Raw genomic sequence first — 19659 nt, 5'->3', positions numbered from 1 at the left:
CTCCCCCGCCGGCCCCCGCTTCCCCGCAGCATCCACAGCATCCGCAGGCGCAACCCCATCCGCATGCGCAGGTGGCCGTGGCCGATGGGATGCGGCCGCAGGCCGGGGCCCAGCAGGCGGGGGCCGGGCTGCGGTACATCTGCGCGTCGACGGTCGGCACCTTCTACCACGCGCCCGAGCCGGGTGCCCCGCCGTTCATCGGGGTCGGGGACATGGTCAAGCCGGGGCAGCCGGTGGGTGTGCTGGAAGTCATGAAGATGATGAGCACCATCGAGTCGGACACCGCCGGGCGGGTGGTGGAGATCCTGGTGCCCAACGCGCAGCCCGTGGAGTATCAGCAGCCCTTGATCGCGGTGGAGCCCGGGCCCGCCGCCGGGCCGGTGTGATCCGCGTGTTCTCCACCGTCCTCGTCGCCAACCGCGGCGAGATCGCGCTGCGTGTTCTGCGCGCCTGCCGGGAGCTCGGCATGCGCACCGTCGCGGTGTACTCCACCGCCGACCGCGACTCGGCCGTGGTCCGGCTCGCGGACGAGGCCGTGCACATCGGTCCGCCGCAGTCGAAGGCCAGCTATCTCAGCGTCCCGGCGGTCATCGAGGCGGCGCACCGCACCGGGGCGCAGGCCATCCACCCCGGTTACGGATTCCTGTCCGAGGACCCGGATTTCGCGGAGGTGTGCGAGGACTCCGGGATCACCTTCATCGGCCCGCCGGCCTCGGTGATGCAGCGGCTCGGCGACAAGGCGGCGGCCCGCGCGCTGATGGCGGAGGCGGGCCTGCCGGTGCTGCCGGGCAGTACGGGCGCGGTGGCCACACCGGCCGAGGCCAAGGACATCGCCGGGCGGATCGGCTATCCGCTGATCCTCAAGGCGGTGGCGGGCGGCGGTGGCCGCGGTATGGCGGTGGTCCGCGAGCCGGACGCCCTGGTGCCCGCGTTCAACGAGACACGGGCCCACGCCCGCGCGGTGTTCGGCGATGAGCGCCTGTACATGGAGCGGTTCGTGGAGCATGCCCGCCATGTGGAGGTGCAGGTGCTCGCGGACCGGCACGGCAAGGTGGTCCACCTCGGTGAGCGCGACTGCTCCGTACAGCGGCGCCACCAGAAGATGGTGGAGGAGGCCCCCGCGCCGAATCTGCCCCAGGAGCGGCGCACCGCGATGTGCGCGGCGGCGGTGCGGGGCGCGGCGGCGGTGGGCTATGTGGGGGCGGGCACCTTCGAGTTCGTGCTCACCCCCGACCACGAGTTCTATCTGATGGAGATCAACTGCCGGCTGCAGGTCGAGCACCCGGTCACCGAGATGGTGACCGGGATCGACATCGTCCGGGAGCAGATCCTCATCGCGGCCGGGCAGCCTCTGACGTTCGGTCAGAGCGATGTCGTACGGCGGGGGGCGGCGATCGAGTGCCGGGTCAACGCCGAGGACCCGGACCGCGCCTTCGCGCCAACACCCGGCTCGCTGACGGAGTTCGTACCGCCCGGGGGGCCTTTCGTACGGGTGGACACGCACGCCTTCCCGGGCTGGCGGGTGGGCCCGGACTACGACTCGCTGCTGGCGAAGACCGTCGTCTGGGCGCCGGACCGCGAGCAGGCGCTGGCCCGTATGGACCGGGCGCTGGGCGAGTTCCGGGTCGGTGGCGGCGGCGTACGGACGACGCTGGGGTTTCTGCGGCGGGTGCTGGCGCGCCCGGAGTTCCGGTCGGCGACGCACACCACGGGGCTGATCGAAACGATGGGCCGAAAAGATGACTCATCGTCAGCCCATTCGCGCGGCGAACGAGTGAAGACCACGGCGATCTCCACTCGGAGGGCTTACAACCAGCCCGAAAGCGGGCCGCGCCAAGTGGCAGCGGGGCCTCGCGTCGCTGACGGTTGATAAGACACCTACGCGATCCCTTTGTCTGGCAAATGTCAGTAATCGTGCAGGTGCCGGAAGGAATGACTCATGCGATCAACTCGCGCACTCATCGCCGGGACGGCGCTTGTCGCATCCCTGACTCTGGGCGCACCTGCCGCCGCGTTCGCCGCTGACGTCTCCGACCCGGGCGGTCACGGCGGCTACTCCAGCGGTCAGGAGTCGGAGGACTACGGCTCCGGCGGCTCCTGGAAGGAGAAGGAGAGCAAGGGCAAGGAGGAGTCCGACTTCGGCAAGGGTAAGGAAGAGGAGTCGGGCTTCGAGAAGGGCAAGGAAGAGGAGTCGGGCTTCGAGAAGGGCAAGGAAGAAGAGTCCGGCTTCGAGAAGGGCAAGGAAGAAGAGTCCGGCTACGGCAAGGACGACTACAGCAAGGGCAGCTACGGCAAGGAAGAGGAAAAGGGCGGTTACGGCAAGGAGGAGCACGGCTGGGGCGGCAGCAGCTCGTACGGCAAGGAGCGCGAGCGCGAGCACGAGAAGCCGCACGGTGGTGTCCACACCGGTGGCGGCGGCATGGCCACCACCGGTGGCGGCATGGCAGCCGGCTCGGTCCTGCTCCTCGGTGGCCTCGGCGCCGGTGCCTACGCCCTGCGTCGCCGCAAGCCCACTGGGACCGCGATCTGAGCTGACCGCTTTTCATAGCCCCGCTGCCGTGGCCAACACCGCTTGTGGCGGTTGGCCACGGCAGCGCCACGCTCTTTGCCGGTGACCTCTCCACCGGCCAGAAAGGCAGAATCCATGGGCAAACAGGGCGGTGCCGACAGCAACACCCGCGTCATCCGCTGGGCCGCCGCATCGGCCCTCATCGGCGTCTTCCTGATCTACAACTCGGTCGACGCGGCCTCCACGCAGCCCTCGCAGAAGAAGCCCGCGATCTCCGGACCGACGCTCACCCCCCGCCCCCAGACGGCCGCCCCTCAGGAGGTCCGGCTCGGGCCCGCGCTGCCGCGCTCGCCCGCCAGACATCTGGACATCCCCTCCATCGGGGTGAGCGCACCGTTCACCGAGCTGACGCTCGACCGGTCGGGGGTGCTGATCCCGCCGCCCTCCGACAACAACAACCTGGTCGGCTGGTTCAACGGCGGGCCCTCACCGGGCGAGCGGGGCAACGCGATCGTGGCGGGGCATGTGGACACCAAGACGGGCCCGGCGGTGTTCTATCCGCTCAGCTCGCTCAAGACCGGGAGCCGGGTCACCATCACCCGCGCCGACGGGATCGTCGCGACGTTCGTCGTCGACTCGGTGGAGACGTTCAACAAGGCGAACTTCCCCGACGAGCGGGTGTACGGGCAGACCCCCGACGCGCAGCTGCGCCTGATCACCTGCGGCGGTTCGTACGACCGCGCCGTCCGCGACTACACCGCCAATGTCGTCGTGTTCGCCCACCTCGACTCCTTCCAGTGGGCCTGAACCCGCCCTGCCGAACCGCCGGATGGGGCCCGGGCCGCCGGGTGCCCGCGTGAACACCGTCACGCGGGCACCCGGCTGTGAGTGGTCATGCGGCCACGCGGTCCGGCACACGGCTGTCGAACGCGTGCAGATACGGGTTGACGGGGCTGATGCCGGTGACGCTCAGCCCGGCCTCCGTCATGCGTGTCACCAGGCTGTCCGAAGAATGTTTCCGGCCCCCCACGTTGAGGAGCAGAAACAGGTCCATGGCGGTGGTGAACCGCATCGAGGGGCTGTTGTCGAGAAGGTTCTCGATCACCAGCACCCGGGCGCCGGGCCGGGCCGCCGCCACCACGTTGGCCAGCGTCCTGCGGGTGGACTCGTCGTCCCACTCCAGGATGTTCTTGATGATGTACAGGTCGGCCTGCACCGGGATCTCGCGCCGGCAGTCGCCCGGCACCAGCCGGGCGCGTGAGGCCAGCGGCCCGCCGTCGCGCAGCCGCGGGTCCGCGTTCGCCACCACCTGCGGGAGGTCGAGCAGCGTACCGCGCAGCGTCGGGTGCTTCTCCAGCAGGGACGCCACGACATGTCCCTGGCCGCCACCGATGTCCGCCACCTCTTTGGCCCCGCCGAGGTCGAGGAAGTCGGCGAGCTCCACGGCGGACTGTCTGCTGGAGGTGGTCATCGCCTTGTCGAACACGCGGGCCGAGTCCGGCGCGTCCTCGTGCAGATAGGTGAAGAAGCCCTTGCCGTGGATGTCGTTGAAGGCGATGGTGTCGGAGCGTACGGCCGTATCGAGCCGGGGCCAGGTCTCCCAGGTCCACGGCTCGGTGCACCACAGACAGATGTACTTGAGGCTGTCGGGGGCGTCCTCGCGCAGCAGCCGGGACATCTCGGTGTGCGCGATCCGGCCGTCCTCGGTCTCGGCGAACACCCCGCAGCAGGCCAGGGAGCGCAGCAGCCGGCCCAGCCGCTCGGGCTCGGCGCCCACCGCGGTCGCCAGTTCCGCGACGGTGGCGGGCCGCTCCCCCAGGGCGTCGGCGACGCCCAGGGAGGCCGCCGCGCGGACGGCCGCCGCCCGGGCCGCGCCGAAGACGAGCTCCCGCAGCTGCGGGGCGGCCTTCGACGGGACGCCATCGGCGGAGGCGGTGTGAGTGCCGGTGACGCTGTTCGTGGCGGCGGGATCGGTCGCGGCGGTCCTTACCGACGTCATGACGCCCCCTTCGCACACTTGCCGGCGGGCTCGGAGACCGTGCAGGTGTTGCCCTCGAAGGTGTTGCCGGGGCCGGCGTCACGGTCGGCCAGGTCGGCGGGCAGGTTGTTGGCCAGCACGTTGTCCTTGATGGTGTTACGGGCGTTCTTGGCGCCCACGACACTGGGGAAGAGCACGATCCCGCCGGACATCGGCGAGGCGCCCACGTTGTCCCGCACCGCGTTGCCCGTCACCCGCGTGTCCTCCACGCCGGTGAGGAGGATGCCGGTGCCCTGGATGAAGTCGAGGCGGGGAGTGGGGGCGCAGTACTTGTTGTTCTCGTAGACCTTGTTGTTGACGACCGACAGGTCCCCGGCTCGGGGCGTCCCCTCGTCGCCGACGACGAACACGCCGCCGCAGTTGCCGGTGAGGGTGTTGCCCTGGACGGTCAGGACCCGCAGACGCCGGATGCCGACCCCGACCCGGTTCCCGGTGAGCCGGTTGTCGCGGACGACCGCGCCCTTGGTGTCGAGGGCCGCACCCTCCTCGTCGACGGTGTTGGCGAGGAAGATGCCCGACTGGCCGTTGTCCTTGGAGGTGTTGGTGCGGAAGGTGCCGCGGGTGGACTTCTCCTGGCCGATGCCCTGCTGACCGTTCTGCGCGGCGGTCACCTGGCGTACGTCCATCCGGTCGGTGTGCTTCCCCCAAATGCCGTTCTTGGCGAAGCCGGTGACCTTGAGCGAGCGGATCCGCACATCGGTGAGGGGCTGCTCGGCCGTACCGGTGACGCAGATACCGGTCTCGGCCTTGCCGCAGTCGTCCGCGGACGCCTTCTCGGGCGGCTTGATGACGGTCTTCTTGCCCTCCCCGCTCAGAGTCAGGTTCGAGGTGGTGATCAGCACGTTCTCCCGGTATGTACCGGCCTTGACGAGGATGGTGTCGCCGGGCTTGGCGGCCTTCACCGCGGCCTGGATCGACTCCCCCGGCTTGACGACGTGCTGGGTCTTGGCGTGAGCGGTGGGCAGCGGACCGAGTTCGATGACAAGGGCGGCCGTAAGGACCGCCAGGTAGCGAAGCTGTCGAGTGCGCATGAACAGGAAGCTAGGTGGGGTGCGCACCACCTGCCACTTATGACCACTGATGCACTAATTGCCATGCGTTCAGTCGTCGCGGTCGAGCACCCGCGAGCCCCCGACCGGCAGATCCCACAGCGCCTCGCGCGGCAGCCCCGCCGCCTCCCATGCGGCACGGACCCGCAGCAGCGGCTGCAGCGGAGGCTCGGCGGAGAGCAGAAAGGTCGACCAGTGCATCGGCATCATCACCCGCGCACCCAGATCCCCGAACGCCCGTACGGCCTCCTCCGGATCGGTGTGCACCGGACGGAGCATCCAGCGCGGGTCGTACGCGCCGATGGGCAGCAGCGCCAGGTCGATGCCCGGATAGCGGCGGCCGATCTCCCCGAACCAGTGTCCGTAGCCGGTGTCGCCCGCGAAGTAGGTCCGGCTGCCACCCGGGTCGGTGATGACCCAGCCGCCCCACAGGGAGCGGCAGGTGTCGGTCAGGGTGCGCTTGCTCCAGTGGTGGGCGGGTACGAAGTCGAACCGCACCGGCCCGTCCGGGCCCGGCAGTTCGGCCGCCTCCCACCAGTCGAGCTCGGTGACGTCGGTGAAGCGGCGCGCCCGGCACCAGGGGGCGAGCCCGGCCGGTACGAACAGGGGGGTGTCGCGCGGCAGCCGTCTGAGTGTGGGCGCGTCGAGGTGGTCGTAGTGGTTGTGGCTGATGACCACGGCGTCGATGGGCGGCAGATCCTCCCAGCGCACCCCGACCGGGGTGACCCGGACCGGGGTGCCGAGGATCCGGCGGGACCAGACGGGGTCGGTGAGCACCGTCAGCCCGCCCGTCCGCAGCACACAACTGGCGTGCCCCGCCCAGGTGACCGCGGTGTCGCCGGGTCCGACGACCGGTGCCGGGCCCGGTTCGAAGGGGAGTTCGGGGATCTGCAGCAGCGCCTCGATCGGCGGGCGCAGCCGCCCCTCCCGGGCCAGCCGGGCGATCGCCCGGACACCGGGCAGCGGGGAGGTGAGGCGGTGGGCGAACGACCGCGGCCAGGCGCGGAGCTCACCGCGGGGGCGCGGGGCGGCGAGGCCCCCGCCGGGCGGTCGGGCAGGCTGCGACTCCCCCGGCCTGCGGCCGGGAGGCGCCCCCTGCGGCAGCACGAGGTCTCCCCCGGCTACCGCTGTCCCCCGGCCACCGCCGGGAGGTGCCCCCTGCCGCGATGTGGCGGGCGACTCCGACGGAGCGGCGAGCCGCCGCAGCCGGCGCCGCGGGCCGGAGAAGATCTCGCGGATGGGGCCCAGCCGCGGGGTTGTCCACGGCGGTGTCCATGGGGCAGGGCGCGCCCGCCCGGCGGGGCGTCGCCCGGCCGGCTGGGCCTGGTCGGCCGGTTGGGCCTGGTCGGCCTGGTCGGTCATGACAGTGGACTCCCTTCGGTGCCGGTCGGCCTCGGTCCGGCCCGGGTCAGCTCGCGGAAGGCCGTGTCGAAGGCGGTCAGCGCCTCGGCCACATGCGGCACCCGCAGCGGGTCCGCGGCGGCGAGGGCGGCCAGCCGCGCCTGCTCCCCGGTGCCGAGCAGCGGCAGCGTCGACAGCCGCACCCGCAGGGTGTGCGGGGCGTCGCCGAAGCGGTGGCCGCCCGGTACGGGGTGGCGAAGCCGCCGGGTCAGCTCGCGCTCCAGCTCCACCGAGTCGGTGATGCCGCGGGCCGCGAGGTCGCCGCGCAACTCGTCGAGGTCGGCGTACAGCTGGCGGCCGGCCTGCGGCGGGCGGCACAGCGCGCCGACCGCGGTCAGCGCGCGGTAGACCGCCGCGGCCACCGCCCCGTGGACGCGGGCCGCGGCCGCGGTGCGCTCGCGGACCGGCTCGGGCTCGTCGAGGGCGTGGGCGGCGGCCGCGGCGACGGGCGGCAGCGGCGCGGCGCGCAGCGCGTCCAGGGTGGACAGCACCCGGGCGCGCAGCTCGACACCGCGCTCGGTGGCGGGGAACCGGGCGACCGCGGCGGGCCAGCCGGGCGGGGTGAAGGCGCCCGCCAGATCGGTGAGCACCACCACGTCCTCGGGGCACATCTCGGCGGGGCTGAGCAGCACCGTGCCATGGGGGTGGTGCACGGTGTCCCGCCAGGTCTCGTCGCTGACGATCAGCATCCCCTCGGCCACGGCCGCCTCGCACACCTCGTGCAGCAGCTCGGGCGGGGCGGTGGTGCCGGTCGGGTCGTCGGCGACGGACAGCAGCAGCACCCGCGGCCCACCGCCCTCCGCGCGCACCCGGCGTACGGTCTCCAGCAGCGCGAACGGGTCGGGGACGCCACCGCACTCGGCGGGCACCGGAACGTGGTAGGCGGGGCGGCCGACAAGCCGGGCCAGCGGTGCGTACCAGGAGGCGCAGGGCCGGGTCAGCAGGACGTCACCGCCGGCCGCGGCGAGCAGGGAGAGCAGCATCGGCTGCCCGCCGGGGGCCGCCGCGACATGCTCCGGGTCGGTCCACAGGCCGCGCCGCTCCCAGTAGCCGCAGGCGGCGGCGCGCAGCGCCGGGCCGCCGCCGACCGGCTCGGGGGCGGTACGGCCGGCCGCCTCGGCGAAGCGCGCGGCCAGCTCCGGGAGGACCGGCAGACCGCCGTCCTCCGGATCCGCCGGAGTCGGGGCGGTCAGCTCCCGCTGCATTCGAAACACACCTCCGGATCGACAGAATCGCCTATCCATCCATCTGTCCCGACTTGTCCACCTTCGCAGATCGGCGGGTGCGGCGGCGGAGCCGACACGTGGCCGGTGCCGTTTGCCCGGTGCGGCGGCGGGCACCCGGCCCGCATGACAGGGATGCCTCAGCAACACGACGTGGTGGACCTGCTCACCGCGGACCACCGCGAGGTACAGGAACTCTTCGAGGGGTACCGGACGAGCGCCGACCCCGGGGAGCGGCGGCTGCTGATGGAACAGATCACCGTCGAGATCGTGCGGCACTCGGTCGCCGAGGAGCAGTATCTGTACCCGACGGTCCGCAAGGCGCTGCCCAACGGGGACGAGGTCGCCGAGCAGGAGATGGAGGAGCTGTCCGAGGCCGAGCGGATCCTGGGCGACCTGGAGCGGCTGGACACCGCGGACCGGCGGTTCGACGCGCTGGTCCGCGAGCTGTACGACGTGGTGTCCATGCATATCCGCGGCGAGGAGGACGTGATCTTCCCCGAGTTGCGCGAGCGGCTGACCCCCGAGGAGCGGATGGCCCTCGGGCTGCGGGTCGGCGAGGCCAAGTCCGCCACCCCGACCGAGCCGTACCCCGGCGGGACACAGGGCCGCGGGACACAGGGCCGCGGGACACAGGGCGGCGGGACGCAGGGCCGCGGGACGCGGAACAACCCGTCGTCCCACTCCGGCGGGGTCGGCGACGGGGTCAGCAACGAGCGTCCGCTGGCCGAGCGGGTGCGGGAGTGGCTTTCCGGCTGATCGCCCCATGGATCCGCGGTGTTTCCTTCCTCGCACCCCGGTTACCCGTCGCCTCGTGGCAGCAGGACCGTGAGCGGCACCAGCGGCACCAGCGGCACCAGCGCCCGACGGGCACAAGCGTTCGAGGAGGGCCTCATGACCGAGTACGGCTATTTGCTGGCCGCCGAGGAACACGGGCCCGCCGAGCTCGTCGAGCAGGCGCGGATGGCGGAACAGGCGGGCTTCTCCCATCTGTGGATCTCCGACCACTACCACCCCTGGAGCAGGGCCCAGGGCCATGCCTCGTTCGTCTGGTCGGTGATCGGCGCGCTCGCCCAGGCGACCTCGCTGCCCGTGCAGACCGCGGTGACCTGCCCCATCATCCGTATCCATCCGGCGATCGTCGCCCAGGCCGCCGCCACCAGCGCGGTGCTGCTGGAGGGCCGTTTCCGGCTGGGGGTGGGCTCCGGAGAGGCGCTGAACGAGCATGTGCTGGGCGATCGCTGGCCGCAGGCGGCCATCCGGCTGGAGATGCTGGAGGAGGCCGTGACGGTGATCCGCCAGCTGTTCGAGGGGCACCAGGTCAGCCACCACGGCAAGCACTACACGGTGGAGAGCGCGCGCCTGTACACGGTGCCCGAGGAACCGGTGCCCATCGACATCGCGGCCTTCGGCTCGGCCGCCGCCGCGCTGGCCGGGCGGGTCGGCGACGGCTTCATCACGATGGTCCCCGACGCCGAGCTGGTCGCGCGGTTCCGGCGCGGCAGCGGCGCGGCCGGCAACGCCAAGCCGGCCAGCGGGGGCCTTCTGGTGTGCTTCGGCCCGGACGCCGACGACGCGCTGCGCACCGCTCACCGGCTGTGGCCGGCCGTGGCGCTGCCGGGCGCGCTGCTGACCCAGCTGGCCACCCCGTCCCAGTTCGAGCAGGCCTGTGAACTCGTCACCCCCGAGCGGCTGGCCGAGCGGGTGACCTGCGGCGACGACCCGGACGCGCATGTGGCGGCGCTCAGCGCGTACGCCGACGCCGGTTTCGACACCGTCTACGTCCACCAGATCGGCCCCGAGCAGCGCGGCTTCTTCGACTTCTACCGCACGAAGGTGCTGCCGCAGCTGACCGGCTGAGCCCGTCGACAGAAGCGCAAAAGCGCAGAAGTGCAGGAGTGACCACCATGACCGAAAAAGTGGCCGACTACGTGCTCGCCCGGCTGCGCGAGTGGGGTGTCCGGCATGTCTTCGGCTACCCGGGCGACGGGATCAACGGCCTGCTCGCCGCATGGGGACGGGCCGACAACGAGCCGCGGTTCGTACAGGCGCGGCACGAGGAGATGGCGGCGTTCGAGGCCGTCGGGTACGCCAAGTTCAGCGGGCGGCTCGGGGTCTGCGCGGCGACATCGGGCCCCGGCGCGATCCACCTGCTGAACGGCCTGTACGACGCGAAGCTCGACCACGCGCCAGTGGTGGCGCTGGTCGGCCAGACGTACCGCAGCGCGATGGGCGGCTCGTACCAACAGGAGGTGGACCTGCACAATCTGTTCAAGGACGTCGCGTCCGACTTCCTGGAGACGGTGACGGTCCCCGAGCAGCTGCCGAACGTGCTCGACCGGGCGATCCGCACCGCGTACGCCCGCCGCTCCCCCACCGCCGTGATCATCCCGGCGGACGTCCAGGAGCTGGACTACTCCCCGCCCACCCACGACTTCAAGATGGTGCCCTCCAGCCTGGACCGCAGCGGCTGGTCCGCGGTGCCCTCCGCGAGCGCGGTGGAGCGGGCCGCGGATGTGCTCAACGCCGGTGAGCGGGTGGCGATCCTGGTCGGACAGGGCGCGGCGGGGGCGCGGGCGGAGGCCGAGGCGATCGCCGAGCTGCTGGGCGCGGGGGTGGCCAAGGCGCTGCTCGGCCTCGATGTGCTGAGCGACGAACTGCCGTATGTCACCGGCCCCATCGGGCTGCTGGGCACCCGCCCCTCGTACGAGCTGATGCGGGACTGCGACACGCTGCTGACGATCGGCTCCAGCTTCCCGTACACCCAGTTCCTGCCGGAGTTCGGTCAGGTCCGGGCCGTGCAGATCGACCTCGATCCGCACATGATCGGCATGCGCTACCCGTACGAGGTCAACCTGGTCGGCGACGCCCGCGAGACCCTGCTGCGGCTGATGCCGCTGCTGCGGTCCAGGGAGGACCACGCGTGGCAGGACGATATCGTCGCGGGGGTGCGGCGGTGGCGGGAGGTGATGCGGCGGCGCGCCGAGCTGACCGCCCATCCGATCAACCCCGAGTACGTCGCCCACTGCCTGGACCCGCTGCTGCCCGGGGACGCCATCCTCACCTGCGACTCGGGCTCGGTGGCCAACTGGTACGCCCGCCATCTGCGGATGCGCGGCCAGATGCGCGGCTCGCTGTCCGGCACGCTGGCCACCATGGGCTCGGGGGTCCCGTACGCGATCGGCGCGAAGTTCGCCCGGCCCGACCGGCCGGTGGTGGCGCTGGTCGGGGACGGCGCGATGCAGATGAACGGCATGGCCGAGCTGATCACGGCGGCCAAGTACCGGCATGCGTGGGACGACCCCCGGCTGGTGATCGCGGTGTGGAACAACCACGATCTGAACCAGGTGACCTGGGAGATGCGGGCGATGAGCGGCGCCCCGCAGTTCCTGCCCTCGCAAGCGATCCCGGATGTGCGGTACGCGCGGTTCGCCGAGTCGCTGGGGCTGACCGGCATCCGGGTGGAGAAGCCCGAGTACGTGGAGCAGGCGTGGCACGACGCGCTGAACGCCGACGGCCCGGCGGTGGTCGAGTTCCTGACCGACCCCGATGTGCCGCCGATCCCGCCGCATGCGACCTGGGAGCAGCTGGAGGCCACCGTCGAGTCGATCGCCAAGGGCGACGCGGACCGGGCGGGCATGGTGCGCCACGGGCTGAAGGCGAAGGTGCAGGAGTTCCTGCCGCACCGGCACCACCGCGACCACCGCGGCGGGAAGAACGAGGAGAAGGGAGCGTCCCGATGACCGATCGAAAGGAACGGCAGCGCGAGATGTACCGCGCCGCCGACCCCGCCGAGGGGCCGCTGACCACGGACCAGGGGGTGGCGGTCGACCACACCGACGACTCGCTCACCGTGGGTGAGCGCGGCCCGACGCTGATGGAGGACTTCCACTTCCGCGAAAAGCTCATGCACTTCGACCATGAGCGGATCCCGGAGCGGGTGGTGCACGCACGGGGCGCGGGCGCGTACGGATACTTCGAGCCGTACGAGTCCTGTGCGGAGTTCACCCGGGCCGCCTTCCTCCAGGACCCGTCCGTGAGCACTCCGGTGTTCGTCCGGTTCTCGACGGTGCAGGGGCCGCGCGGCTCGTCGGACACGGTGCGCGATGTGCGCGGCTTCGCCACGAAGTTCTACACCTCCGAAGGCAACTACGACCTGGTCGGCAACAACATGCCGGTGTTCTTCATCCAGGACGGCATCAAGTTCCCGGACTTCGTGCACGCGCTCAAGCCCGAACCGCAGAACGAGATCCCCACCGGCGCGTCCGCCCACGACACGCTGTGGGACTTCGTGTCCCTGCAGCCCGAGACCATGCACATGATGATGTGGCTGATGTCCGACCGGGCCATCCCGCGCAGCTTCCGCATGATGCAGGGGTTCGGGGTGCACACCTTCCGGTTCGTGGACGCGCGGGGCCGGGGGACCTTTGTGAAGTTCCACTGGAAGCCCAAGCTCGGGGTGCACTCGCTGGTCTGGGACGAGGCGCAGGAGTGCCAGGGCCGGGACGCGGACTTCAACCGGCGCGATCTGTGGCAGGCGATCGAGGCGGGCGAGTACCCGGAGTACGAGCTGGGGGTGCAGCTGGTCCCGGAGGAGGACGAGTTCACCTTCGACTTCGATCTGCTCGACGCCACAAAGATCATTCCGGAGGAGCAGGTGCCGGTCCGGCCCATCGGCCACATGGTGCTGAACCGCAACCCGGAGAATTTCTTCGCCGAAACCGAGCAGGTGGCCTTCCACACCGGCAATGTGGTGCCCGGTATCGACTTCACCAACGACCCGCTGCTGCAGGCCCGTAACTTCTCGTATCTGGACACCCAGCTGATCCGGCTGGGCGGGCCCAACTTCGCGCAGCTCCCGGTCAACCAGCCGGTGGCCCCGGTCCGCACCAACCAGCGCGACGGCTACCACCAGAGCGCCATCCACAGCGGGACGAGCTACTCCCCGAACTCGCTGGGCGGCGGCTGCCCCGCTATCGCCGGCCCGGACGGATACGCGTTCTCGCACTACGCCGAGCGGGTCGACGGCGCCAAGATCCGCAAGCGCAGCGAGAGCTTCAAGGACTTCTACAGCCAGGCCGCGCTGTTCTGGAACAGCATGAGCGACTGGGAGCGGCGGCACATCGTCGACGCGTTCCGCTTCGAGCTGGGCAAGGTCGGCGCGGTGGAGGTGCGTGAGCGTACGGTCGGCGAGCTGGCGCATATCGACCAGACCCTGGCCACGGCCGTGGCCGAGGGCATCGGGGTGGCGCCCCCCGCCCCGGTGAACACCGAGCACAAGCCCGTGGCCTCCCCCGCGCTCAGCCTGGAGAACCTGCGCGGCGACGGCTCCATCCGCACCCGCCAGATCGCGGTGCTGGTCACCGACGGGGTGGACACCGAACAGCTCACCCAGGCCCAGGAAGCGCTGAGCGCGCAGGGCGCCGTCGTCGAGGCCCTGGCCGACCACGACGGGAAGGTGCGCGGCGCCGACGGGAACGGCTATGCGGTGGACCGGGCGCTGCCGACGGTCGCCTCGGTGCTCTACGACGCGGTGCTGCTGCCCGGCGGGCCGACCGGCACCCCGGAGCTGAGGTCGGACGAGACGGCGATGCGGTTCGTCCGGGACGCCTACCGGCACGGCAAGGCGATCGGGGCGCTGGGCTCGGGCGTGGGCATCCTGTCCGCGCTGGAGCCGGAGGGCCTGCACATCGCCTCGGGCCATGGGCATGTGTGCGCGGACCGGGGTGTGGTCACGGACGCCACGACCGGGACGGCGAGCGAGGAGTTCACCCGGACCTTCACCGAGGCCATCGCCGCCCACCGGCACTGGGACCGCCCCCGGCTGCCCACCTGCTGAGCACGGTTGTACGGAACACGGGCACCGCGCCTCGGGCGCGGTGCCCGTGTTCCTGTCCTGTGTTCCTGCGTGTTTTCAGGCCTATTCAGGCCTCGCGGCCGAGGAGCGCGAGCAGCCTGGTCTGGGCGTCGGCACCCGACGGGGGCTCGACGGCTGCGGCGAACATCCCGCTCTTCTCCAGCTCCGCCGCGTACGGCGCCACCGCCCGCACCGAGAAGTCGACCAGCGGCTTCGGGATCCGCTCGTCCGCCCCGATGGCCCGGGCCAGGTCCCACGCATGGACCGCGGCGTCGATCGTGATCTCCGCGCAGTACTCCGCGGCGGGGGTCTCACCGAAGGAGAGCTCGACCGTCCGCTCCAGGGCCCCCGGGGCGGTGAACGCCTCACGGGCCGCGGTGGCCGCCTCGTCCCAGGCGGCGACGGGGTCATCGCCCAGCAGATCGCCCTCGAGGCTGTCGCCCTGCTCGGCGATCGTCCGGCCCTCCCGTACCAGCGGCGGCACCCACATCTGCTCGACCGCCAGATGGTTGACCAGATCGCGTACGGTCCACTCGCTGCACGGCGTCGGCTCGTCCCACTGGTCCGGCCGGATGGCGTGCACCCGCTCGGTGAAGAGGTCCAGCGCCTCACCGTGCCTGGCGAGCAGCGGATTGCCGCGGCCGGACCGCTCAGCCATGTTCGTCGGCTTATCGGTCATATGCGACAGGTACCCCTGGCCCGCAGGGCCTAACACGGCAACCGCACCCCGCCACGGACACGCAGAAGGAACGGACACGGCATCGGGCGCGGGCCCCTGAACTCCCGCACCCGATGCCGCTCCTCACTCCCAAATGGCCGCTCGGCCGACCACCGGGTCCCCTCCCCCGGGCGCGGTCAAACGTCGTGTCGATGGCCGCGCGGAGGGTACGCGGTGAGGACACGGGGAGGACCGGAAGCGAAGACGAGGACGAGGACGATGCCATGCAACGAGGCAGCAACCGAATGAGCGCCCACAAGGACGACGAGCTGAAGCACGAGCTGCAGGAGCTGATGCGCTCGGGCCGCCCCACCCGCGTCGACGAGTGGCACGACCCCGAGCCCGGCGCCGACGACGACCCCGAGGTCACCACGGGCCCGGTGCCACCCATCGGTGGCCTCGGCGAGTCCGAGGCGCTGCGGTTCGAACTGGCCCGCCATGTGGGGCGCACCCCGTTCCCGGCCAAGCGCGGGGCCCTGCTGCACGCCCTGCACGAGGCGCATGCCCCCGACCGGCTGACCGAGCTGGTGGCACAGCTGCCCGAGGACCGCACGTACCGCACGGTGCAAGAGGTCGTCTCCGGGCTCGGCCTGCGCCTCAGGACGTAGCACCCGGGACAGGCCCCCTTCGGCCGAATGATGAGACGCCTCTCTCGCCATACGAGATAGCGGCGTACGGTGACGACAGTCCATCAGGTCGTCTCGAAGGGGAGCCGAGCCATGCCCGACAACACCAGCCCAGCCACCGCCGCCGCCGCTACCGCCACCGTCGTCTACACGCACGGACACCACGAGTCGGTGCTGCGCTCGCACACCTGGCGCACCGCGGCCAACTCCGCCGCGTATCTGACCGGACTGCTCAAGCCCCATATGCGGATCCTGGACATCGGCTGCGGCCCCGGCACCATCACCGCCGACCTGGCCGAGCTGGTCCCCCAGGGCGAGGTCATCGGGGTGGACACCGCACCCGATGTCCTGGAGCAGGCCCGGTCGGTGGCCGCGGAGCGCGGAGTGTCCAATGCCCGCTTCGCAGTCGGCGACGTCCACAAGCTGGACTATCCCGACGATTCGTTCTGCGTCGTCCATGCCCATCAGGTGCTGCAGCACCTCGGCGACCCGGTGGCCGCGCTGCGCGAGATGCGCCGGGTGTGCAAGCCGGGCGGCATCGTGGCGGTACGCGACTCCGACTACTCCGCCATGACGTGGTACCCGGCCGCCCCCGGCCTGGACGACTGGTTGGCCCTGTACCAGCGGGTGGCCCGCGCCAACGGCGGCGAACCGGACGCCGGGCGCAGGCTGCTGTCCTGGGCCCGCCAGGCGGGCTTCACCGATATCACCTCGACCGCCGGCACATGGTGTTACGCCACGGCCGAGGAGCGGGCGTGGTGGAGCGGCCTGTGGGCCGACCGCACCGTCGCCTCGTCGTACGCCCAGCGGGCGCTGGAGGTCGGCCACGCCACGGAGGACGATCTGCGGCGGATCGCGGACGCGTGGCGGGAGTGGGGCGCGGCGGAGGACGGCTGGTTCACCGTCCTGCACGGTGAGCTCATCTGCCGCGTCTGAGCCCCCGTACGACGCCCGCACGGCACCCGATAACACGCGCGGCGCGCGGGCTCACGCCACGTATGACGCCCGGCGCCTCGTCAACTAGGCTCGCTCGTATGGACATTCTCGGGACCTCGCTACGGGTGTGCGTCGATGATCTGGACGCGGCGATCGCCGTGTACGAACGGCTGACCGGCGCCGAGGCGCTGCGCTTCCAGCGCGGGGGTGTCGCGGTGGCGGCCGTCGGCTGCTTCTTCCTGATGAGCGGTCCCGAGGCGGAGCTGTCCATCCTCCGCAAGGTCACGGCGACGCTCGCGGTGACGGACGTGGACGAGGCGGTGGCCGATCTGAAGGCGGTGGGCGCGGAGATCATCGCCGGTCCGCTGCCCACCCCCATCGGCCGCAACCTGGTGGCCCGTCACCCCGACGGCTCGGTCTTCGAGTACGTCGACCGGAACCCCGGCCAAGCCGCCTGACAGCCGCCGCTAGGCCGGCCGCATCCGGAACTCGTACCGCTCCGGGAGCGGGTGCTCGGCGCGCGCCCGCTCCCGTACGTCGTCGGTCACCGGCTCCCCGTCGCCCGCGACGATCCGCTCCGCGATCGCGTACCAGGTGTCGCTGAGCGTTTCGTCGCCCTCGCGCAGATCCGCCACCTCGAAGCCCCCGTCGAAGATCGCCCGCGCGGCCACGGCATCGCCCTGAGCCAGCAGCACCTGGGCCATGAGCAGCCGGAAGCGGCCACGCTTGCGGACGGCGGGCCGCAGCGCGTCGAGCACCGTACGGGCGTCCTCGGCACGCCCCACGGCGAGCAGCGCGGCCACCGACTCGCGGCCGAGCGCGGCCTCGGCCGCCTCCGTCGCGGCCGCCTCCGTCGCGACGGGATCCGTCGCGACGGGATCCGTCGCGACGGGATCCGTCACGGCCGGATCCGCGAGCGCCGCCCCGCCGAGCGCGTGGCCGACTGCCGCCCGCGCATCCTGCGCTCCCGCGAGGGCTGGAGCCCGGTCCCGGCCCTCCGCGAGGATCAGGCCCACCGCCCGCAGCAGCCGATCCGCAGCGCGCGCCGGGTGACCGGCAGCGGTGTCGGCGACGGCCAGACAGCGCAGCGCCCACGGCGTCTCCGTACACCGCAGCGACCGCTCCCAGCTGCGGGTGGCCTGGGCGCGGTCGCCCGCGTGCCACTGGGCGACGCCCAGGTGGTATTCGGCGGCGGCCGTGGCGGGCGCCGACTCCAGGAGGTCGCGCCAGGCCGGGGCGGTCAGGGAGCAGCCGGGGTCGGCCGGGGATTCGCCCGCCGCCCAGGCAGGAAACGCGCCGGTGCGCAGCAGGCGGCGCCACGGCTCCTGGGGCTCGCCGAGGGTGTCCGGGTGGAAGGGGGTGCCGGGCAGCCGGTAGCCGCCGCGCTCCACCTCGAGCGCGCCCCAGCCGGAGCCGGTGGCCAGCCGCTCGCCGGGTTCGGCGTCGGCGTACGGGCGCCAGGCGGCGTAGGCCGCCGCCACGGCGGCGCGTGGCGCGGCGGACTCCAGCCGGGCCTCGACCTCCCGCCGGGCCGCCGCCCAATCCGCGCCGTGGACCGCCGCCGGGTCGGCGGCCAGCGGTCCGTACGCCTCCAGCCAGGCGAACTCCTCCCCCGCCTCCAGCCGGACATGTTCCAGCTGGGTGCGGGCGAGCCCGGCCTGGATCTCGGCGTAGCCGGGGGTGTCTGGCTCGGTCAGCCACCCCTGCCAGCGCCGCCCGCCGGGCCCCGCACCCCACAGGAAGAGCTTGCGGCCGCGCAGCTGGTCGGTGGAGGTCTGGACGAGGCCATGGCCCTCCCGGTCGAGCGAGGCGATCCAGGGGCGCGCGTCCGCGGGCAGGTCGTAGAAGTAGTCGGCGGGGTAGTCGCCGTGCAGCGGGTACGTACGGTCGGTGCCGTCCCACTCGGGGACGGGGACGTGGCGCAGGGTGCGGCTGTAGCCGAAGTGCCAGGCGGCGTCGGCGGGGGCGAGGACGCGGGTGCCCGCCGCCTCCGGGACGGCGATGTTGGACCACCAGTAGACGGGCGCGGGCTGGTGGTGAGGGTTGCGGATCCGCACCCCCACATACAGGAAGTCGGAGTCCTCGGGCAGCCACAGGTCGACCTGGAAGGGCAGGTCGCGCAGCCGCTCCCACTCCCACAGCCGCACCATCTCGCCGCCGTCGGGCGCGGGGACGCGGGCGGCGTGCAGCGGGGCGCAGGCCAGGGTGGTGTGGCCGGTGGCGCCGATGTTCCACTCGATGCCGCCGGAGAACCAGGCGCCGCTGAGGCCGAAGTCGGCGGGTTGCAGCACCGGGTTGCGGTAGAGGAGTTCACGGCCGGTCGGCTTGTGGTGGAGGGAGTGCACCCGGCCGCCGAGACCGGGCAGCACGGTGGCCCGCAGCCGGTCGTTCTCGAGGACGAGGGCGTCGAGCCCGGCGGCGGCCCGCCCGCGCCCGTACCCGTCGCGCAGCCGCACCGGCAGCACCGAGCTCAGCGGCTCGTACGCGGCCTGGCGGGCCATATCGGCGGGCAGTGTGGCGCGCGTGGGCTCGTCGATGCGGTGCACCTCGCGCGGGAGCCGCAGCGCGGGCAGGGGGTTCTCGGGCCCGAGCGGGGCGGTGGGAAGGGTCAGGGTGGTACGTCGCAGGCTCGTCGCCACGGGCTGCCTCACTCCGACTGCCTTGGGTCGCCCCCGGCTGCGGCGACCGTCCGGTGACCATGGAACAACGGCGCGGCCGACCTGAACAGAGCGTCAGCGCAGCGCTTCGAACATGTCGCTGGTGATGGCGTAGCGCTCGTGGTCACGCCACGCGCCGTTGATGTGGAGGTAGTCGGGCGAGAAGCCCTCGAGCCGGAAGCCGTACCGCTTCACCAGCGCCAGGGACGCCTCGTTGCCCGGCTGGATGTTGACCTCGATGCGGTGCAGCGCGAGCGTCCCGAAGGCATGGCCCAGCACGAGCCCGAGCCCTTCGGAGACATAGCCGTGCCCGGCGTGGGGCGCGAAGGCCCCGTAGCCGACGAAGCCGCACTGGAAGGCGCCGCGGACGATGCTGTTGATGTTGATGAAACCGGCGATCGCGCCGGTCTCGGGCAGGCAGACCAGGAACCCCTCGTGGTCGTCCCGCTCCAGCTTCGTCATGAAGGTGTCGAAGGCTTCGTCGGTGGAGGGCGCGGTCAGCCACGGGTGGTGGAGGGCGGCGCTGGTGCGGGCGAGCCGGGTGAACTCCGCGCGGTCGGTCCGCTCGGTGTGGCGGATGGCCACGCGGGGTCCCACGGCTACGTACGGCGTGTCGGGCATCCGCACATCTAAGCCCGTCGGGCC

Annotated in this window: 18 protein-coding genes; 11 read left to right on the top strand and 7 right to left on the bottom strand. The window is 72.1% G+C overall.

Annotated features, from left to right (window positions below; genetic code table 11):
• The 4 genes from CCN51_RS10960 to CCN51_RS10945 form a co-directional block, all read left to right on the top strand.
• On the top strand, positions 1–386 hold a 386-nt coding region (locus CCN51_RS10960), incomplete at its 5' end, for an acetyl-CoA carboxylase biotin carboxyl carrier protein (protein WP_342749366.1).
• Between the two features lie 5 nt (positions 387–391).
• Positions 392–1870 carry an acetyl-CoA carboxylase biotin carboxylase subunit gene (locus CCN51_RS10955; RefSeq protein ID WP_014175368.1) on the top strand — a complete coding sequence of 493 codons (1479 nt, stop codon included), beginning with the start codon at positions 392–394 and terminating at the stop codon, positions 1868–1870.
• A gap of 69 nt (positions 1871–1939) precedes the next feature.
• Complete coding sequence (locus tag CCN51_RS10950; RefSeq protein ID WP_086859493.1) at positions 1940–2530, top strand: hypothetical protein; 591 nt, start codon at positions 1940–1942, stop codon at positions 2528–2530.
• Between the two features lie 114 nt (positions 2531–2644).
• Complete coding sequence (locus tag CCN51_RS10945) at positions 2645–3316, top strand: class F sortase (protein ID WP_014175370.1); 672 nt, start codon at positions 2645–2647, stop codon at positions 3314–3316.
• An 85-nt stretch (positions 3317–3401) separates the two neighbouring features.
• Here CCN51_RS10945 and CCN51_RS10940 read toward each other — a convergent pair whose 3' ends face one another.
• The 4 genes from CCN51_RS10940 to CCN51_RS10925 all read right to left on the bottom strand — a co-directional run bounded on the left by CCN51_RS10940 (position 3402) and on the right by CCN51_RS10925 (position 8202).
• A complete protein-coding gene (locus CCN51_RS10940; protein ID WP_014175371.1) occupies positions 3402–4508 on the bottom strand; it encodes a methyltransferase in 1107 nt (368 codons plus the stop codon).
• Positions 4505–5578 carry a right-handed parallel beta-helix repeat-containing protein gene (locus CCN51_RS10935; RefSeq protein WP_043486505.1) on the bottom strand — a complete coding sequence of 358 codons (1074 nt, stop codon included), beginning with the start codon at positions 5576–5578 and terminating at the stop codon, positions 4505–4507. Before CCN51_RS10935 ends, CCN51_RS10940 begins: the two co-directional genes overlap by 4 nt.
• 69 nt (positions 5579–5647) lie before the next feature.
• Positions 5648–6958, bottom strand: a complete 1311-nt coding sequence (locus tag CCN51_RS10930; RefSeq protein ID WP_245881603.1) for an MBL fold metallo-hydrolase — start codon at positions 6956–6958, stop codon at positions 5648–5650.
• Positions 6955–8202 carry a pyridoxal phosphate-dependent aminotransferase gene (locus CCN51_RS10925; RefSeq protein WP_014175374.1) on the bottom strand — a complete coding sequence of 416 codons (1248 nt, stop codon included), beginning with the start codon at positions 8200–8202 and terminating at the stop codon, positions 6955–6957. The genes CCN51_RS10930 and CCN51_RS10925 overlap by 4 nt, the downstream gene beginning before the upstream one ends.
• A gap of 153 nt (positions 8203–8355) precedes the next feature.
• Between CCN51_RS10925 and CCN51_RS10920 the strand changes: the two genes are divergently transcribed.
• The 4 genes from CCN51_RS10920 to CCN51_RS10905 all read left to right on the top strand — a co-directional run bounded on the left by CCN51_RS10920 (position 8356) and on the right by CCN51_RS10905 (position 14059).
• Positions 8356–8979, top strand: a complete 624-nt coding sequence (locus CCN51_RS10920; protein ID WP_086859491.1) for a hemerythrin domain-containing protein — start codon at positions 8356–8358, stop codon at positions 8977–8979.
• 135 nt (positions 8980–9114) lie between these two features.
• Positions 9115–10080, top strand: a complete 966-nt coding sequence (locus CCN51_RS10915; RefSeq protein WP_014175376.1) for a TIGR03557 family F420-dependent LLM class oxidoreductase — start codon at positions 9115–9117, stop codon at positions 10078–10080.
• Between the two features lie 47 nt (positions 10081–10127).
• The gene (locus CCN51_RS10910) at positions 10128–11963 is read left to right on the top strand and encodes a thiamine pyrophosphate-requiring protein (RefSeq protein WP_043486507.1); all 1836 of its coding nucleotides are present in this window, start codon (positions 10128–10130) and stop codon (positions 11961–11963) included.
• On the top strand, positions 11960–14059 hold the full coding sequence (locus tag CCN51_RS10905) for a catalase (RefSeq protein ID WP_014175378.1): 2100 nt from the start codon (positions 11960–11962) through the stop codon (positions 14057–14059). The genes CCN51_RS10910 and CCN51_RS10905 overlap by 4 nt, the downstream gene beginning before the upstream one ends.
• An 85-nt stretch (positions 14060–14144) precedes the next feature.
• Here CCN51_RS10905 and CCN51_RS10900 read toward each other — a convergent pair whose 3' ends face one another.
• Positions 14145–14735, bottom strand: a complete 591-nt coding sequence (locus tag CCN51_RS10900) for a TIGR03086 family metal-binding protein (protein WP_014175379.1) — start codon at positions 14733–14735, stop codon at positions 14145–14147.
• Positions 14736–15019: 284 nt separating this feature from the next.
• On the opposite strand from CCN51_RS10900, the gene CCN51_RS10895 reads away from it, so the two are divergent.
• The 3 genes from CCN51_RS10895 (at position 15020) to CCN51_RS10885 (ending at position 16815) form a co-directional block, all read left to right on the top strand.
• Entirely contained in the window at positions 15020–15403 is a 384-nt protein-coding gene (locus tag CCN51_RS10895) for a DUF2795 domain-containing protein (RefSeq protein WP_043486509.1), read from the top strand.
• Positions 15404–15514: 111 nt separating this feature from the next.
• Positions 15515–16357 (top strand): class I SAM-dependent methyltransferase, encoded by an 843-nt coding sequence (locus CCN51_RS10890; protein ID WP_014175381.1) that lies wholly within the window; start codon positions 15515–15517, stop codon positions 16355–16357.
• A 98-nt stretch (positions 16358–16455) separates the two neighbouring features.
• The gene (locus tag CCN51_RS10885) at positions 16456–16815 is read left to right on the top strand and encodes a VOC family protein (protein ID WP_043486511.1); all 360 of its coding nucleotides are present in this window, start codon (positions 16456–16458) and stop codon (positions 16813–16815) included.
• Positions 16816–16824: 9 nt separating this feature from the next.
• On the opposite strand, the gene CCN51_RS10880 is transcribed toward CCN51_RS10885, so the two are convergent.
• Both CCN51_RS10880 and CCN51_RS10875 read right to left on the bottom strand, forming a co-directional pair.
• Positions 16825–18996, bottom strand: a complete 2172-nt coding sequence (locus tag CCN51_RS10880) for a DUF5107 domain-containing protein (protein WP_086859489.1) — start codon at positions 18994–18996, stop codon at positions 16825–16827.
• A 93-nt stretch (positions 18997–19089) separates the two neighbouring features.
• A complete protein-coding gene (locus CCN51_RS10875; protein ID WP_014175384.1) occupies positions 19090–19635 on the bottom strand; it encodes a GNAT family N-acetyltransferase in 546 nt (181 codons plus the stop codon).
• Between the last annotated feature and the right edge of the window lie 24 nt (positions 19636–19659).

It is taken from the genome of Streptomyces milbemycinicus (genome assembly GCF_002154605.1).
Lineage (GTDB): Bacteria > Actinomycetota > Actinomycetes > Streptomycetales > Streptomycetaceae > Streptomyces > Streptomyces milbemycinicus.
Note: the sequence above shows the minus strand (reverse complement) of the source record. Positions and strands in the feature narration are given on the sequence as shown.